Here is a 16,872-nt window from a genome sequence, read left to right as displayed (position 1 = left end):
CCACGGGGGATCCGCGGAGAACTGTCGCTCTCGTGAGGTGGTGCCCGGTGTCTACTTCTTGATCGAGCCCTGGATGGCGCTCTGGTAGACGGGCTTGTTGTCGCCGTCGAACTTGTAGATGCCGATGTAGGCGCTCGACGGGTCGTTGTTGTCGTCGAACGGACCGATGCCCGACGGACCCGTGTAGTGGATGTCCTCACCCTTGTCGAGCAGGGCGACGCAGTCCTTGAACGTCGAGCACTCGGTGCCGCCGTCGGCCCCGGACACCTTCGCCATGTTGGCCTGGATGGTGCCCGAGTCCGTGCCCTTGCCCTTCACCGCGGCCAGCGCGGCGAGGACGGTGGCGTCGTAGGACTCGGCCGCGTACGAGTAGTCGGCGAGGTCCTTGCCGGACGACTTCTTGTAGAAGTCGGCGAGCTGCTGCTTGAACTCGTCCTTCGGCGAGGCACCGGGGATGGTGCCCTGCGCGCCGGTCAGCGTGCCCTTGTCGAAGTCCTTCGAGTAGTCGGCCGTGTTGCCGTCCGACATGTAGATCTTCGCCTTGTTCCCCTGCGAGACGAGCTCGGGGATGATCGACTTCGTCTCGTCGAAGGCCAGGACGACGATCGCGTCGGGCTTCGTGGCCAGCGCGGCCGTCACCTCGGACGAGAACGTGGTCTGTCCGGGCGGGAACTCCTGACCCTTGCCCTTGCCGCCGTAGACGACCGAGCCGCCGGAGTCCTCGACCGCCTTCTGCACGGTGTTGCGGAGGCCCGTGCCGTAGGTGTCGTTGAAGACCAGGAAGGCGACCTTGGCGTTGCCGTCACCCGTGACGAGCTGGCCGAGCGCCGAGCCCTGCACCGAGTCCGGCGGAGCGGTCCGGTAGTAGTACGACGAGTAGCCCGAGAGGTCGGCCGCCGTGTTGGCGGGGGAGATCTCCACGATGCAGTTGCTCGTCAGCTGGTCGATGACGTTGAGCGTGACGCTCGAGGACTCCGCGCCGATCGCGACCGGCACCTTGGCGTTGACGAGCTTCGTCGCCGCCGAGCTGGACACGGTCATGTCGTTGCTGTCGCCCGAGTCGGTGGCCGGGTCGATCGTGACGTCCTTGTCGAGCACGCCGCCGGCCGCGTTGATGTCCTGCACCGCGAGGCCGACACCGGACTCGGCGGGCGGGTTGAGGTACGCGAGCGAACCGGTGAGCGGCAGGATCGTGCCGATCTTCAGCGCCTCGGTGCCGGGGGTGTCGGGGGCCTTGCAACTGGCAGCCGGGTCCTTCTTCGCGCCGCTCGACGCCGAGGAAGACGGTGAAGCACTACCTGTGGTGGAACACGCGGCGAGCAGGAGCGCCGCCGCTCCCGCCACTGCCAGTGCCGTGGTGGCACGGGTGGTTCTGATCATCCGTGGAGCCCTTTCTCTGCGCGGAGGCCGAGCCGCATCGGGTCGAGCGCGGCGTCCTCCACGTGGGATGTCGAGAAAGCTAGATCGGATGTGTTTCGCCCGTGTGTCGATCGTCCACCCCTGGGGGTTTCGTTACAGACCCGTGATGAATCTGAGCAGACACACAAACGCCCCGCTCCGGTTCGTCCGGAGCGGGGCGTGTCGTGTCGAGCGGGTCAGCCGCGGTAGTTCGGCGCCTCGACGACCATCTTGATGTCGTGCGGGTGCGACTCCTTGAGCCCGGCCGCCGTGATGCGGACGAACTTGCCGCGCGCCTTGAGCTCCGGCACCGTGCGGCCACCGACGTAGAACATCGACTGCCGCAGGCCGCCGACGAGCTGGTACACGGCGTTCGCGACCGAGCCGCGGTAGGGCACCTGGCCCTCGATGCCCTCGGGGATGAGCTTCTCGTCCGAGGGGACGTCGGCCTGGAAGTAGCGGTCCTTCGAGTACGAGGTCTTCTCGCCGCGGGTCTGCAGTGCGCCGAGGGAGCCCATCCCGCGGTACGCCTTGTACTGCTTGCCGCCGACGAACACCAGGTCGCCCGGGGACTCGTCGGTGCCCGCGAGGAGCGAGCCGAGCATGACGGTGTCGGCACCGGCCACCAGGGCCTTGGCGATGTCGCCCGAGTACTGCAGGCCGCCGTCGGCGATGACCGGCACGCCGGCCTCACGCGCGGCGAGCGATGCCTCGTACACGGCGGTGACCTGCGGGACGCCGACGCCGGCGACCACACGGGTGGTGCAGATCGAACCGGGGCCCACGCCGACCTTGACGGCGTCCACGCCGGCGTCGATGAGCGCCTGCGCGCCCTGACGGGTCGCGACGTTGCCGCCGATGACGTCCACGCCGTCGAAGCGCGGGTCGGCCTTCAGGCGACGGACCATGTCGAGTACGCCCTCGCTCTCGCCGTTCGCCGTGTCGACCACGAGCACGTCCACGCCGGCGTCGAGCAGGGCCTCGGCACGCTGCCAGGCGTCGCCGAAGAACCCGATGGCGGCACCGACGCGCAGGCGGCCCTCGTCGTCCTTCGTGGCGTCGGGGTACTTCTCGCTCTTGTCGAAGTCCTTCACCGTGATGAGGCCGCGGAGCTTGCCGTCGGCGTCGACCAGGGGGAGCTTCTCGATCTTGTGCTGCGCGAAGATCGCCACCGCTTCCTCGGGGTCGATCCCCTCCATCGCGGTGATGAGCGGCGCCTTCGTCATGACGTCGCGGACGAAGGTCGTCGCCATCTCGAACGGGGCGACGAAGCGCATGTCACGGTTGGTGATGATGCCGACGAGCGTGCCGTCGCGCTCGACCACCGGCAGGCCGGAGACGCGGAACTGACCGCAGAGGGCGTCCACCTCGGCGACGGTGGCGTCGGGACGGGTGGTGACCGGGTTCGTGATCATCCCCGACTCGGAGCGCTTCACCTTGTCGACGTACGCGGCCTGGTCGTCGATGGACATGTTGCGGTGCAGGATGCCGATGCCGCCCTGCCGGGCCATGGCGATCGCCATCCGGGCCTCGGTCACGGTGTCCATGGCCGCGGACAGCAGCGGCACGTTGACCGAGATCCGCTTGGTGAGCCGGGACGTCGTCGACGCCTCGCTCGGGATGACGTCGGTGTGCCCGGGGAGGAGCATGACGTCGTCGTACGTGAGTCCGATGAATCCGAACGGATCCGGCTGGTCCATGGGTCCCCTTCGTGGGCGAGGTGAAGTGGTTGCGCGAACACCGGGACGCAGCGGCGGGTTCCGGATAGACCATGCTAACGCGCACCGGTCGCGCGCCATTCCTGCGCGGGGCGTGCGACGTCCCTCCTGCGCCGCGCGCCCGTCCTCCCGGGGAGCGCGCTCACCGGATGACGGCGGTGTACCGGCCGGACGGCCCGATCCCCGGGGATCCGGGCCTGCGCTTCCTGTGGAGCATCACGGTTGCGGCACGATTTCTCCAGGGAACGTGATGGAAACACGGGGGACACAAAAAATCCATAGGGTCCTCGACTATCCGAACGAGAGGCTCATCCGTGGGTTCCATCACTCCGCCGGGGTCAGCGCTGCGGCGCCGGTTCCGCCGAGGAGCGCCAGGTCGCAAGCGCCTGGTCCTCGCCGCAGTACTCTTCCTCGCTTTCCTCGCCACCTTCGCGATCGACTGGGCAGTGGCGCCCGCGGCGCACGCGGCGACGAGCAGTCCGTCCGCCAGCAGCAGCAGCGCCCCGGCGTCGTCGCAACCGTGCACGGTGAGCCCGACCAACGGGTGCATCCAGGGCACGATCCTCGACTCGGAGCGGAAGCCGGCCGAGGGCGTCGACGTGGACGTCACGGGCCCCGGTGGCTTCGCCCAGACGGCGACGACCACCGACACCGGTCGCTGGTCGGTCCGGGTCGACCAGGCCGGCAGCTACACCGTGCGCGTCGACCAGGACAGCCTGCCGAAGGGCCAGTACCTGACCGACGCGAAGGACGCCGACCGCACGGTGAACGCGTCGCTCAACGCGAACTCGGGACAGATCTTCCAGCTGTCCGACCAGCAGGGAGCGACGACGTCGGACGCCACCTCGAGCGTCAGCGCCGCCCGCGTCTGGCAGCAGTTCGTCTCCGGGATCCGGCTCGGGCTCCTCATCGCCCTGGCGTCGGTGGGACTCTCGCTCATCTACGGCACGACCGGCCTGTCGAGCTTCTCGCACGGTGAGCAGGTGACCCTCGGCGGGCTCCTCGCGTACCTGTTCGCGAACCAGCTCGGCTGGAACATCTGGCTCACCGGCATCGTCGTCACGCTGCTGTGCGCCGCGACGGGCTGGCTGCAGGACGCCGGCATCTGGCGGCCGTTGCGACGCAGGCGTATCAGCCTGACGCAGCTCATGATCGTGACGATCGGCCTCTCGATCGCCGCCCAGTACGCGTTCCAGTACTTCTTCGGCGCCTCGACGGTCCGCATCCAGCAGGGCAACCCCGAGACGGTCACGTTCGCCGGCATCACCCTCACGGTGCAGTCCTACGTGGCCATGGCGATCGCGCTCGTGGTGCTCGTCGCCACCGGGTTGTTCCTCGCGAAGACGCGGTTCGGCCGGGCGACCCGGGCGGTGTCCGACAACCCGGCACTGGCCAGCGCGTCCGGCATCGACGTCGACCGGGTGATCCGGTTCGTGTGGACGCTCGCCGCCGGCCTCGCGGGGCTCTCCGGCGTGATGCTCGGCCTCGTGCTCAACGGCGTGAACTGGCAGACCGGCCTCCAGCTGCTCCTGCTCATGTTCGCCTCGGTCACGCTCGGCGGCCTCGGCACCGCGTACGGCGCGCTCGTCGGCTCGATGATCATCGGCATCGTCGTCGAGCTCACGAACCTCGTGCTCCCCGGTGACTTCAAGTACGCCACCGCCCTCGTGATCCTCATCCTCATCCTGCTGTTCCGGCCGCAGGGCATCTTCGGTCGCGCCGAGCGGATCGGCTAAGGAGCGCCGCCATGGACTACATCCTCAACCTGCTGTCCTCGCTCACCCAGGAGGCACTCGCCCCGACGACGGCCGCGTTCGCGCTCGCCGCGATCGGCCTGAACGTCCACTTCGGACTCACCGGCCTCATCAACATGGGCCAGGCGGCGTTCCTGCTGCTCGGCGCCTACGGCTTCGCGATCTCGATCACCAACGGGCTGCCGTTCGTGATGGCGGTCCTGGTCGCCCTGCTGGTGGCCATCGTATTCGCGATCATCCTCGGCATCCCGACCCTGAGGCTCCGCGGGGACTACCTGGCGATCGTGACGATCTCAGGCGCCGAGATCATCCGCATGGTGGGCCGCTCGAGTCTGCTCACCTCGACGACCGGCGGCTCGAACGGCATCACCGGGTCGAGCTACCGCGACCCGTTCAACGCCCTCAGCCCGCTGCCCGACGGCACCACGACGATCCTGTGGTTCACGTACTCGAACAACGGGGTCAACGGCTGGTGGATCCGCATCGCGGCGTGGGGCCTCGTCGCCCTGTTCACGCTCGTGCTGTTCCTGCTCATGCGCAGCCCGTGGGGCCGTGTGCTGAAGGCCATCCGCGAGGACGAGGACGCCGTGCGCTCCCTCGGCAAGAACGTCTACTCGTACAAGATGCAGGCGCTCGTGTTCGGTGGTGCGCTCGGGGCGATCGCCGGGATCATCTACGTCCTGCCGAGTTCGGTGCAGCCGGACGCGATGGGCCGGTCGATGACGTTCTTCATCTGGACGGCGCTCATCCTCGGTGGCGCCGCGACGGTCTTCGGTCCGGTGCTCGGATCGGTGCTGTTCTTCGTGCTCCGGCTCCTCATCCGCACCCTGGCCGGTGACTTCATCCCGAACTCGATCATGAACGCGCAGCAGGCGGAGCAGTTCTCCTACGTGCTCGTCGGCGTCGCGCTCATGCTCCTCATCGTGTTCCGTCCACAGGGACTCCTCGGCAACAAGAAGGAGCTGACGTTCAGTGTCTGAGTACAGCCACCCCAAGGCCGACCCGATCCTGGTGGTCGACGACGTCACCCGCCACTTCGGCGGCATGACCGCGGTCGACGTCGACCACCTCGAGGTCCAGCGCGGCTCGATCACGGCCCTCATCGGCCCGAACGGTGCCGGCAAGACGACGTTCTTCAATCTGCTGACCGGGTTCGACAAGCCGAGCCCCGGCGCGAAGACGCGGTTCGACGGTGCGACGCTGCAGAAGACGAGTGCGACGCACATCGCGAACAAGGGCATGGTCCGCACGTTCCAGCTCACGAAGGCGCTCAGCCGCCTGACCGTGATGCAGAACATGCTGCTCGGTGCCCGCGACCAGCCGGGGGAGAACTTCTTCGCCGCGCTGATCAAGCCGGTGTGGGCGAAGCGCGAGCGGGAGATCACCGCCAAGGCCGAGGAGCTCCTCGCCCGCTTCAAGCTCGACGACAAGGCCGACGACTACGCCGGCTCGCTGTCCGGCGGCCAGCGGAAGCTCCTCGAGATGGCCCGCGCGCTCATGTCCGACCCGACGATGATCATGCTCGACGAGCCGATGGCGGGCGTGAACCCGGCGCTCACCCAGTCGCTCCTCGGGCACATCAAGTCCCTCCGCGACGACGGCATGACCGTGCTGTTCGTCGAGCACGACATGCACATGGTCCGGCACATCTCGGACTGGGTGGTCGTGATGGCCGAGGGCAAGGTCGTGGCCGAGGGCCCCGCCGACACGGTGATGGACGACCGTGCGGTCATCGACGCGTACCTCGGTGCGCACCACGACACCGACCTCGGTGACGACTCGCTCCTGAACGAGGAGACCTACGAGGAACTCGCCGAAGAAGTAGCCGAAGAAGACGAGCAGGAGGCGACCCGATGACGGACGCGACGGACCCCACGAACGCGAGCAGTGCCTCCAGTCCGGACGTGACGCAAGCCGGCACGGCCACGCTGGACCGCGAGCCGGTGCTCAGCGCCAAGAACCTCGTCGCCGGGTACCTGCCGGGGGTGAACATCCTGAACGGCTGCGACCTCGACTGCTACCCGGGCGAGCTCATCGGCATCATCGGCCCGAACGGCGCGGGGAAGTCGACGCTCCTCAAGGCGCTGTTCGGCCTGGTGTCCATCCGTGAGGGTTCGGTGACCCTGCAGGGCGAGGACATCACGAACCTCAAGGCGAACAAGCTCGTGCAGGCCGGCGTCGGCTTCGTCCCCCAGACGAACAACGTCTTCCCGTCGCTCTCCATCGAGGAGAACCTGCAGATGGGGCTGTACCTGCGGCCCCGGAAGTTCGCCGAGCGGCTCGAGGTCATCTACGACCTGTTCCCCGTCCTCGGGCAGCGCAAGGGCCAGCGGGCCGGGTCGCTCTCCGGCGGGGAGCGGCAGTCGGTCGCGATGGCACGCGCGCTGATGATGGACCCGAAGGTGCTGCTGCTCGACGAGCCCTCCGCGGGGCTGTCGCCGGTGCGCCAGGACGAGACGTTCATCCGCACGCGCCGGATCAACAAGGCCGGTGTGTCGATCGTCATGGTGGAGCAGAACGCGCGACGCTGTCTGCAGATCTGCGATCGTGGGTACGTGCTCGACCAGGGGAGGAACGCGTACTCGGGCACCGGGAAGGAGCTCGCCGACGACCCGAAGGTCATCGAGCTGTACCTGGGGACGCTCGCCAAGGACGTCGACTCCGCTCGCTGAGCGGGAGTCGACCCGAAGACGTCGACCCTGTCCGCTGAGCGGGCAGGGTCGACCGTGGGTGCCGCTGTGGGGGCGACATCCGCACCGAGGAGGGTCGTGCGATTGACGCTCAGCGCCGCACGGCCCTCCTCCTCACGCAGCGACCCGCCTCCCACAGGGCGGCGTGCGTCCGTCCCACCCCGTCGACGGCCTGGAGGCGCGGCTCGTCCCCGCAGGGTCGGTATCGTTCCGGACGTGCGCACCCCCGGACCCCTCGTGCTGGACGCCCTCGTCTGGCTGGTCTTCGCCGTGCTCTTCGTCGGTGCCGCACTGCTCGTGAAGGTGGCTGCGGCGCTCCTCGGGGTCCTGGTGGTGCTGGCGCTCCTGCTCGGCCTGGTGCTCCGGGCGCTGCGGAAGCGCCGCGCCCGCGCTCCTCGCCGGTAGCGCGTCGCTCGCGCACGTCGGCGCACCCGTGCGCTGTACCGGCCGCCCGTGTCACCCGGGGGACACGACCGCTAGGCTTGCCGGGTGAGTGAAGTCGAGATCGGTGCTGGCAAGCGCGGACGTCGGGCGTACGCGTTCGACGACATCGCGGTGGTCCCCTCGCGACGGACGCGTGACCCGCGCGACGTCAGCGTGCAGTGGTCGATCGACGCGTTCACGTTCGAGTCGCCGATCCTCTCCGCCCCGATGGACTCCGTCGCCTCGCCGGCCACGGTCATCCAGATGGGCAAGCTCGGCATGCTGGGCGTGCTCGATCTCGAGGGGCTCTGGACCCGGTACGAGGACCCAACGCCCTACTACGACGAGATCAGGGCGCTCACCGACGGCAACGTCACCAAGCGCATGCAGGAGATCTACTCCGAGCCGGTCAAGGCCGAGCTGATCTCCGCGCGCCTGGCCGAGATCCGCGCCGCCGGGGTCCCCGTCGCCGGCTCGCTCAGCCCGCAGCGCACGCAGGAGTTCTCGCAGACGGTCGTCGACGCCGGTGTCGACCTGTTCGTGATCCGCGGCACCACGGTGTCCGCCGAGCACGTGTCGCAGAACACCGAGCCCCTCAACCTCAAGAAGTTCATCTACGAGCTCGACGTCCCGGTGATCGTCGGCGGTGCCTCGACCTACACGGCGGCGCTGCACCTCATGCGCACCGGTGCGGCCGGTGTCCTCGTCGGCTTCGGCGGCGGTGCCGCCTCGACGACCCGTGCGGCGCTCGGCATCCACGCCCCGATGGCCACGGCCGTCGCGGACATCGCCGGCGCTCGCCGCGACTACATGGACGAGTCCGGCGGCCGGTACGTGCACGTCATCGCCGACGGCGGGCTCGACACCGCGGGTGACGTCGTGAAGGCCATCGCGATGGGCGCCGACGCCGTCATGCTCGGCACCGCCCTGGCCCGTGCGGCCGAGGCGCCGGGCGGCGGGTTCCACTGGGGTGCCGAGGCGCACCACCCGGAGCTGCCCCGTGGCCGCCGGGTCGAGGTGGGCACGATCGCCCCGCTCGAGAACGTCCTGCACGGCCCGACCCCGACGTGGGACGGCCGCGCGAACATCGTCGGGGCACTGCGTCGGTCGATGGCGACGACCGGATACTCCGACGTCAAGGAGTTCCAGCGAGTAGAAGTGGTCGTGGCGCCGTACCACCAGCACTGACGGTGGCACCCGTGCAGCGTCACGGGTGACGCCTCGGCGCCGACGCTGACACGGAGGCGACGATGGCGACGACCAGCAGCACCAGTACGTCCAGCGCGACCAGGCCCGCACGGCCCGGACGAGCCGCACCGGGGGTGGGGTTCGACCCGTCGGCCAAGCTCGGCCCGGACGAACGCGAGGCCGCGATCGAGGCGCTGAAGACCAAGGAGCTCGACGTCCTGGTGATCGGCGGCGGGATCGTCGGTGCGGGCAGTGCGCTCGACGCCGTGACCCGTGGCCTGAACGTCGGCATCGTCGAGGCCCGCGACTGGGGCTCGGGCACGTCCAGCCGGTCGTCGAAGCTCGTGCACGGCGGCATCCGCTACCTCGAGCAGCTCAACTTCGCGCTCGTGCGCGAGGCCCTCATCGAACGCGGCCTGCTCCTGCAGCGGATCGCGCCGCACCTGGTGAAGCCGGTGCGGTTCCTCTACCCGCTCAACCACCGCGTGTGGGAGCGGTTCTACATCGGCATCGGCATGGCGATGTACGACGTGTTCAGCTGGAGCGGTGGACGTCCGCCGGGGGTCCCGCACCACCGGCACCTCAGCCGGTCGCAGGTGCTGAAGAACATGCCGGGCCTGAAGAAGGACGCCTTCGTGGGTGGCATGACCTACTACGACGCCCAGGTGGACGACGCCCGCTACGTCGCGTCGCTCGTCCGCACCGCGGCGTCGTACGGCGCGCACGCCGCCGCCCGGGTCCGGATCGAGGGCTTCATCCGGGTCGGCGAGCGGGTGGTCGGGGCGCACGCGCACGACATCCAGACCGGAGAGAAATTCGACATCCGGGCGAAGCAGGTCGTGAACGCCACGGGCGTCTGGACCGACGACACCCAAGCGATGATCGGCACGCGCGGGCAGTTCAAGGTGCGGTCGTCGAAGGGCGTGCACCTGGTCATCCCGCGTGACCGCTTCCAGTCGAACACGGGCATGATCCTCCGCACCGAGAAGAGCGTGCTGTTCGTGATCCCGTGGGGTCGGCACTGGCTCGTCGGCACCACCGACACCGACTGGTACCTCGACAAGGCGCACCCGGCGGCGACGGCGGCGGACATCGACTACATCCTCGAGCACGTCAACAAGGTGCTCGCGGTCCCGCTCTCCCGCGAGGACGTCGAGGGCGTCTACGCGGGACTCCGACCGCTGCTGGCGGGGGAGTCTGAACAGACCTCGAAGCTCAGCCGCGAGCACGTCGTCGCGCACACCGTGCCGGGGCTCGTGGTGGTCGCCGGCGGCAAGTGGACGACCTACCGCGTGATGGGCAAGGACGCCATCGACGAGGCCGTCGCGGCGATGGACGGCAAGATCCCCGCGTCGACCACGGAGGACATCCCGCTGCTCGGCGCCGAGGGCTACCCGGCCGCGTGGAACCGACGGGGCCGCACCGCGCGGAGCTTCGGCGTGCACAAGGTCCGGATCGAGCACCTCCTGAACCGCTACGGCACCCTCGCGACCGAGGTCCTGCAGCTCGTCCAGCAGGACCCCTCCCTCGCAGAGCCGCTGCCCGGGGCCGACGACTACATCGGGGCCGAGGTCGTGTACGCCGCCTCGCACGAGGGAGCCCTGCACCTGGAGGACGTCCTCGCCCGCCGCACCCGCATCTCGATCGAGGCGTGGGACCGCGGCGAGTCCGCTGCCCCCGTCGCTGCCCGGCTGATGGCCGACGTGCTCGGCTGGGACCAGGAGACCACCGAGAACGAGGTGTCGAACTACCTCAAGCGGGTCGCCGCCGAGCGGGAGTCGCAGCTGCAGCCCGACGACGAGTCCGCCGACCGGGTGCGGCTCGAGGCCCCGGACATCGCGTTCGGCTTCGACGAGGACGACGTCGTGGTCGGAGGCGGACGGTCCAGCGGCGCGGAGGGTGCGAAGGCATCCGACGACCAGGTGGTCGGCGAGAAGACGACCGAACCGGAGTAGGGCCGGCCCCGCTCGGACGCGACCAGCGTCGACGACGGGTGTCGCGCCTCCAGGCTGTCGACGGCCTGGAGGCGCGACCCGCGTCCGTCAGGCGACCAGCGTCTCCGACGTGGCCCGGAGGGCGCGTCGCCGCTCGCCGAACACGATCACCACCGGGATCGCGACCAACGCAACCAGGCTCGTGACGTACAGCACACCGGCCCAGGGGGTGTGGGCGCCGCCGCTGACCCCGTAGCCGTCGGCGACGTCCATGCCGAGCTGGAAGCCGGCGGCGAAGAACGGGACCGCACCCGCCGCGATGATCCCGAGCATCCACGCGACGACGAAGTGCGGTTCCACGCGCCGCCACAGCGTCACCGCGGCGACCACGATCGCCAGCGCGACACCGATCGCCGCCGTCACGAGGACGGCGACGATGTCACCGCGGACGTCGAACCCCTGCCCGTCGAGGTGCGCGTGGATCGCACCCAGCGAGGTGCCCGGCACCGCTGCGAGCGGATCCAGCACGAGTTGCTGCACCGCGAGCAAGGCCGCGTAGAGCGTCACGACCAGCACCCCGACGACGGCCACGACGATCCGTGTTCTCTCCATCCACAGAACTCTAGTGAGCGGAATGCGCGGGCGGTCCTGGTGGTTATCATCGGGGTACTCGAAAAGGGAGCCATCATGGTCGACGTCCATCGCGTCAAACTCCCCGGAGTCGGCGTGCTGCACAGCTTCTACACCGACGACGGTGGCAAGTGTGGTGTCATCACGCACCGGTCGGGGCACTCCGACCTCATCTCGTTCGCCGACGTCTCCGACGGCGCGGACAAGTCCGAGAAGGTCTCGCTCCGCCTCAGTGAGGACGAAGCGCACACCCTCGCCGAACTGCTCGGCGGCACCCGGATCACCGAGGGCCTCGACAAGCTCGACGAGATCCCGGGTCTGTCGATCGACTGGTTCTCGGTCGACTACGACGACGCCATCGCGGGCAAGCCCCTCGGCGACCTGCACGACTCGGGCTTCATCGGCCTGACCGTCGTCGCGGTGGTCCGCGGCGACAGCGCGAACCCGGCGCCGTCCTCGGACTTCGTCGTCTTCCCCGGTGACACGATCGTCGTCGCCGGCGCCCCGGAGAAGGTCGCCAAGGCGTTCTCGTTCTACCGCAGCGGACAGCTCGCGGCCGCGGCCGCCGAGGCGCCGCCCAGGAGCTGACCCCCGGTGCACCTGGGTGGTGAGCTGCTGACCATCGGCGGCCTGTTCCTCATCGCCTACGTCCTCGGACGACTGGGCAAGACCATCGGCCTGCCCGCGATCCCGATCTACATGATCGTCGGGCTCATCGCGAGCCCGCACACCCCGTGGATCGGGCTGAGCGTCGAGTCGCACACGATCGAGCTCATCGCGACGTTCGGGCTCATCCTGCTGCTCTTCAACCTCGGGTTGGAATTCGACCAAGAGGAGTTCTACGGCAACGCCGGCAAGCTCCTCGTGTCCGGCGGCACCTACGTCGCGATCAACATGGGCGTCGGGTTCGCCTTCGGGTTCTCGCTCGGGTGGGGGACGCGCGAGGCCCTGATCATCGCGGGCATGACGGCGACCTCGTCGAGCGCGATCGTCACGAAGCTCCTCATCGAGCTGCGACGACTCGCCAACGACGAGACGCCGATGATCCTCGGCGTGACCGTCATCGAGGACGTCTTCATCGCGATCTACCTCGCGATCGTCTCCGTGGTGCTCTCCGGCGACACGAACATCTGGGCGGTGGTCGGCAAGCTCGGGCTGGCGTTCGGGTTCCTCATCGTGATGTTCACCCTCGCCCGGTTCGCCGGCAAGTGGGTGTCGAAGATCTTCGCCACCCGCGACGACGAGCTCTTCACGGTGCTGTTCTTCGGCCTCGCGGTGATGTTCGGTGGCATCGGCGACCTGCTCGGCGTCACCGATGCGATCGGCGCGTTCGTGATCGGCCTGCTCTGCGGTGCCACGCGCTACCGCGACCGCATCGAACAGCTGGCGCTCCCGATGCGCGACGTGTTCGCGGCGTTCTTCTTCGTGAACTTCGGCCTCGGGCTCGACCTGTCGACGTTCGGCGAGGTGCTCTGGCCCGTGCTCGGTGCCATCGGCATGACCGTCGCGCTGAACGCCATCGCCGGACAGCTCGTGGCGCGCATGAACGGCTTCAACGTGCAGCAAGGCATCAACACCGCGGTCATCCTGGTGAACCGCGGCGAGTTCGCCCTGATCCTCGCGACACTCTCGGCCGCCGCCGGGCTCGAGGCACGGATCACCGCCTTCGCGGGGCTCTACGTCCTCGTGATGGCCATCCTCGGGCCGCTCCTCGCGGTCAACTCGGACCGCATCGGTCGCCTCGTGGTGCGCCCGGCGCGTGTCTCGCGGCTGCGCTCGCGCCTGCGTGCCCGGCTCGGCCGGTCCAGCGTGGGACTGCCGGCCGGACCGTCCCTCGACGAGGCCGTCGACGCCGCGGCCGAGGCCGGCGTGGCCGATCAGGACGCCGCAGCCGCCGCCCGTCGGGCCGAGCGCGACCGGCAGTTCGCCGAGGAGTTCGCCCTCGTGGAGGCAGCGGGCAGGGAAGACCGGGACAATGGGTCACCGGAGCCGGACGACGAACCCGTGACGTCGTCCGTCGAGATCCCCGCCGAGCGTCCCGAACGCCCGGTGCGACAGCGCGATCCGGAGTACTGATACGAATGTGGGCCGTAGCCCGACGACCGAGGTGGATCGCGCTGCTGTTGCTGGCGCTCGTGCTCGCGGCGGTGTTCGCGGGGCTGGGCAAGTGGCAGCTCGAGCGCAGCATCGCCAACGGCAGACCGCTGCCGGCGACCACCGAGACCCGCAAGACGCTCGACACCGTGACGAAGCCGATGCAACCCACGACGGAGACGCTCGCCGGCCAGAAGGTGACCGTCACCGGTACTTTCGTCGCCGGTGACACCACCGTCCTGACCGGGCGCAGCGGGGGCGGGACCTACCAGACCGTCGGGCACCTGGTCGATGCCGGCAGCGGCGCGAGCGTCCCCGTCGTGATCGGCTGGTCCGACCAGCGGCGCGACGCCGTCGCCGGAGGGGACCGCCTCGCCGACGGCGCACGCGTCACCGTCGAGGGGCGCTACTACCCGGCCGAGTCGCCCGACCAGGACACCTACGACAAGGGCGAGTACTCCGCCGTCGCACCGGCGCGGTTCGTGAACACGTGGAAGTCCTTCGACGACCGGATGTACCTCGGGTACGTGGTCGCCGACAGCACCACCGCGAAGGCCGCCGACCTCGGCACCATCGCCGACCGCGCCCCCACGCGCGAGGTCCAGTTCGACTGGCTCAACCTCTTCTACGCGATCGAGTGGGTCGTGTTCGCCGGGTTCGCCGTCTTCCTCTGGTACCGGTTCGTGAAGGACGCCTGGGAGCGCGAACAAGAGGACGCACGCGATGCCGCCCTCGCCGCCGAAGCCGCCGCGCTCCGACGGTAGGATGGCCGATATGGCTCTGACCGTCCGAACCCGCGACATCCCGAAGATCCCGGGCGCGGTGAAGTGGTACCGCGTCTCCGCGTACATCACCGGTGTGCTGCTGCTGGCCCTCGTGATCGAGGTCATCATCAAGTACACGCCGCTCCAGCTCGAGATGCAGCTCGGCAACGGTCCGTTCTTCGTGCCGAACGGCACCGCCGGTGAAGCCCCGGGCACGTTCAACCTGTCGATCGCGATCCTCATCGCGCACGGCTGGCTCTACGTCCTGTACCTCTTCACCGACTTCCGCCTCTGGAGCATCATGCGCTGGAGGCCGTCCCGCTTCCTGCTCATCGCCCTGGGCGGCATCATCCCGTTCATGTCCTTCGTGGTGGAGCACCGCATGCAGCAGAAGGCCATGGACACCTACCACGAGCTGACCGCTGCCCAGCAGCGCGAGAAGGAGGCCGCTCGGTGAGCGAGACCGAACAGCGTCCCGTCCTGGTCGTCGACTTCGGGGCCCAGTACGCGCAGCTCATCGCGCGTCGGGTCCGCGAAGCGAACGTCTACAGCGAGATCGTCCCGCACTCGATCACTGCGGACGAGATCCGCGCGAAGGACCCGGCAGCGATCGTGCTGTCCGGTGGCCCGTCGTCCGTGTACGAGGACGGGGCGCCCGCGCTCGACGGCGACATCCTCGAGCTCGGTGTCCCCGTGCTCGGCATCTGCTACGGCTTCCAGGCCATGGCGACCGCCCTCGGCGGCGAGGTGGCGAACACCGGTCTGCGCGAGTACGGCGCGACGTCGGTCGACGTCAGCGGCACCGACAGTGTCCTGCTCGGTGGCCAGCCGGAGTCGCAGGTGACCTGGATGTCGCACGGCGACTCCGTGGCGAAAGCGCCGGAGGGCTTCGAGGTCCTCGCGTCGAGCCCCTCGACGCCGGTCGCCGCGTTCGCGTCCGACGAGCGCAAGCTCTACGGCGTGCAGTGGCACCCCGAGGTCAAGCACTCCGTGTACGGCCAAGCCGTGCTCGAGAACTTCCTGCACCGCGCCGCCGGGCTCCCCGGTGACTGGAACTCCGCGAACGTCATCGAGGAGCAGGTCGAGCGCATCCGCTCGCAGGTCGGGTCCGCGCGGGTCATCGCCGGGCTCTCCGGTGGTGTCGACTCCGCCGTCGCCGCAGCCCTGGTGCACAAGGCCGTCGGTGACCAGCTCACCTGCGTCTTCGTCGACCACGGGCTCCTCCGCGCCGACGAGCGCAAGCAGGTGGAAGAGGACTACGTCGCCTCCACCGGTGTGCGGCTCATCACGATCGACGCCGAGCAGCAGTTCCTCGACGCCCTCGCCGGCGTCAGTGACCCGGAGCAGAAGCGCAAGATCATCGGGCGCGAGTTCATCCGCACGTTCGAGGGCGCAGCCGAGGCCCTCGTGCTCGAGGCCCGCGCCGAATCGGCCGAGGGGTCCGATGCCGGCGAGGTCAAGTTCCTCGTGCAGGGCACCCTCTACCCCGACGTCGTCGAGTCCGGCGGTGGTTCGGGCACCGCGAACATCAAGTCGCACCACAACGTCGGCGGACTGCCCGACGACATGACGTTCGAGCTCGTCGAGCCGCTGCGCACCCTGTTCAAGGACGAGGTCCGTGCGGTCGGTCGCGAGCTCGGGCTGCCCGAGGTCATCGTCGGACGCCAGCCGTTCCCCGGCCCCGGGCTCGGCATCCGCATCGTGGGTGAGGTCACGAAGGACCGGCTCGAGCTGCTCCGCGCGGCCGACAAGATCGCGCGCGAAGAGCTCACCGCGGCTGGCCTCGACGACGAGATCTGGCAGTGCCCGGTCGTCCTGCTCGCCGATGTCCGGTCCGTGGGCGTCCAGGGCGACGGCCGCACGTACGGGCACCCGATCGTGCTGCGTCCCGTCTCGTCCGAGGACGCCATGACCGCCGACTGGACCCGTCTGCCGTACGACACCCTCGCGAAGATCTCGAACCGCATCACGAACGAGGTCAAGGACGTCAACCGCGTCGTGCTCGACGTCACGTCGAAGCCGCCGGGGACGATCGAGTGGGAGTGACCCTCCCTCGCTGAAGGGGCCCGGCACGCGTCACGCGTGCCGGGCCCTTTCGCGTCCGGCCTGCTCGCCGGCGCCCGTCGGCGCCCGTCGGCGCCTGGCGTCGCCGCGTCGGCGCCTGGCGTCCTGCCGAGGTCGCACAATCGGTCACTCTCGGCGTCGTTCGGCGGCACCTCGTGCGACCTCGGCATCCCGCACGCGGCGTGTTGTGCGACCTCGAGCTCGACACTCGTGCT

The 16,872-nt window shown here is 69.2% G+C and carries 15 protein-coding genes; 12 read left to right on the top strand and 3 right to left on the bottom strand.

Features of this window, described 5'->3' with window-relative positions; translation table 11 throughout:
- Positions 1-51: 51 nt before the first annotated feature.
- Positions 52-1,380, bottom strand: coding sequence for an ABC transporter substrate-binding protein (locus EDF64_RS05585; RefSeq protein WP_133519073.1), 1,329 nt, complete (start codon positions 1,378-1,380; stop codon positions 52-54).
- Positions 1,381-1,595: 215 nt separating this feature from the next.
- On the bottom strand, positions 1,596-3,098 hold the full coding sequence (gene guaB / locus EDF64_RS05580; RefSeq protein WP_133519072.1) for an IMP dehydrogenase: 1,503 nt from the start codon (positions 3,096-3,098) through the stop codon (positions 1,596-1,598).
- Positions 3,099-3,643: 545 nt separating this feature from the next.
- On the opposite strand from guaB, the gene EDF64_RS05575 reads away from it, so the two are divergent.
- From EDF64_RS05575 to EDF64_RS05545, 7 genes are all read left to right on the top strand, one after another.
- Positions 3,644-4,852, top strand: a complete 1,209-nt coding sequence (locus EDF64_RS05575) for a branched-chain amino acid ABC transporter permease (protein WP_243736263.1) — start codon at positions 3,644-3,646, stop codon at positions 4,850-4,852.
- 11 nt (positions 4,853-4,863) lie between these two features.
- On the top strand, positions 4,864-5,850 hold the full coding sequence (locus EDF64_RS05570; RefSeq protein ID WP_071292500.1) for a branched-chain amino acid ABC transporter permease: 987 nt from the start codon (positions 4,864-4,866) through the stop codon (positions 5,848-5,850).
- Positions 5,843-6,727 (top strand): ABC transporter ATP-binding protein, encoded by an 885-nt coding sequence (locus EDF64_RS05565; protein ID WP_071292499.1) that lies wholly within the window; start codon positions 5,843-5,845, stop codon positions 6,725-6,727. The genes EDF64_RS05570 and EDF64_RS05565 overlap by 8 nt, the downstream gene beginning before the upstream one ends.
- The gene (locus EDF64_RS05560; RefSeq protein ID WP_133519071.1) at positions 6,724-7,542 is read left to right on the top strand and encodes an ABC transporter ATP-binding protein; all 819 of its coding nucleotides are present in this window, start codon (positions 6,724-6,726) and stop codon (positions 7,540-7,542) included. The genes EDF64_RS05565 and EDF64_RS05560 overlap by 4 nt, the downstream gene beginning before the upstream one ends.
- A gap of 234 nt (positions 7,543-7,776) precedes the next feature.
- Positions 7,777-7,965, top strand: coding sequence for a hypothetical protein (locus tag EDF64_RS05555; protein WP_133519070.1), 189 nt, complete (start codon positions 7,777-7,779; stop codon positions 7,963-7,965).
- An 84-nt stretch (positions 7,966-8,049) separates the two neighbouring features.
- Entirely contained in the window at positions 8,050-9,171 is a 1,122-nt protein-coding gene (locus EDF64_RS05550) for a GuaB3 family IMP dehydrogenase-related protein (protein WP_133519069.1), read from the top strand.
- A gap of 62 nt (positions 9,172-9,233) precedes the next feature.
- Positions 9,234-11,126, top strand: coding sequence for a glycerol-3-phosphate dehydrogenase/oxidase (locus tag EDF64_RS05545; RefSeq protein WP_133519068.1), 1,893 nt, complete (start codon positions 9,234-9,236; stop codon positions 11,124-11,126).
- 87 nt (positions 11,127-11,213) lie between these two features.
- Here the strand turns inward: EDF64_RS05545 and EDF64_RS05540 are convergent, their stop codons facing one another.
- Entirely contained in the window at positions 11,214-11,717 is a 504-nt protein-coding gene (locus EDF64_RS05540) for a hypothetical protein (protein WP_133519067.1), read from the bottom strand.
- 75 nt (positions 11,718-11,792) lie between these two features.
- Between EDF64_RS05540 and EDF64_RS05535 the strand changes: the two genes are divergently transcribed.
- Genes EDF64_RS05535 through guaA form a run of 5 tightly spaced genes read left to right on the top strand, consistent with a single transcriptional unit; the run spans position 11,793 to position 16,639 of the window.
- Complete coding sequence (locus EDF64_RS05535; protein ID WP_071292493.1) at positions 11,793-12,323, top strand: cation:proton antiporter regulatory subunit; 531 nt, start codon at positions 11,793-11,795, stop codon at positions 12,321-12,323.
- 6 nt (positions 12,324-12,329) lie between these two features.
- Positions 12,330-13,811, top strand: a complete 1,482-nt coding sequence (locus tag EDF64_RS05530) for a cation:proton antiporter (protein WP_133519066.1) — start codon at positions 12,330-12,332, stop codon at positions 13,809-13,811.
- Positions 13,812-13,858: 47 nt separating this feature from the next.
- Positions 13,859-14,593 (top strand): SURF1 family cytochrome oxidase biogenesis protein, encoded by a 735-nt coding sequence (locus EDF64_RS05525; RefSeq protein ID WP_166645616.1) that lies wholly within the window; start codon positions 13,859-13,861, stop codon positions 14,591-14,593.
- Positions 14,594-14,603: 10 nt separating this feature from the next.
- A complete protein-coding gene (locus EDF64_RS05520) occupies positions 14,604-15,050 on the top strand; it encodes a DUF3817 domain-containing protein (protein ID WP_071292490.1) in 447 nt (148 codons plus the stop codon).
- A complete protein-coding gene (gene guaA, locus EDF64_RS05515; protein WP_133519064.1) occupies positions 15,047-16,639 on the top strand; it encodes a glutamine-hydrolyzing GMP synthase in 1,593 nt (530 codons plus the stop codon). Before EDF64_RS05520 ends, guaA begins: the two co-directional genes overlap by 4 nt.
- The last annotated feature ends 233 nt before the right edge of the window (positions 16,640-16,872 follow it).

This window comes from Curtobacterium flaccumfaciens (genome assembly GCF_004361695.1).
GTDB lineage: Bacteria > Actinomycetota > Actinomycetes > Actinomycetales > Microbacteriaceae > Curtobacterium > Curtobacterium flaccumfaciens_B.
The sequence above is the reverse complement of the archived record's forward strand: the minus strand, read 5'-3'. Positions and strand labels throughout refer to the sequence as shown.

What these genes read in the sequence shown, in the direction of transcription:
- guaB (WP_133519072.1), bottom strand. Translation starts at nt 3,098, where the DNA reads ATGGACCAGCCGGATCCGTTCGGATTCATCGGACTCACGTACGACGAC.
- EDF64_RS05560 (WP_133519071.1), top strand. Translation starts at nt 6,724, where the DNA reads ATGACGGACGCGACGGACCCCACGAACGCGAGCAGTGCCTCCAGTCCG.
- EDF64_RS05520 (WP_071292490.1), top strand. Translation starts at nt 14,604, where the DNA reads ATGGCTCTGACCGTCCGAACCCGCGACATCCCGAAGATCCCGGGCGCG.
- EDF64_RS05585 (WP_133519073.1), bottom strand. Translation starts at nt 1,380, where the DNA reads ATGATCAGAACCACCCGTGCCACCACGGCACTGGCAGTGGCGGGAGCG.
- EDF64_RS05540 (WP_133519067.1), bottom strand. Translation starts at nt 11,717, where the DNA reads ATGGAGAGAACACGGATCGTCGTGGCCGTCGTCGGGGTGCTGGTCGTG.
- EDF64_RS05545 (WP_133519068.1), top strand. Translation starts at nt 9,234, where the DNA reads ATGGCGACGACCAGCAGCACCAGTACGTCCAGCGCGACCAGGCCCGCA.
- EDF64_RS05570 (WP_071292500.1), top strand. Translation starts at nt 4,864, where the DNA reads ATGGACTACATCCTCAACCTGCTGTCCTCGCTCACCCAGGAGGCACTC.
- EDF64_RS05535 (WP_071292493.1), top strand. Translation starts at nt 11,793, where the DNA reads ATGGTCGACGTCCATCGCGTCAAACTCCCCGGAGTCGGCGTGCTGCAC.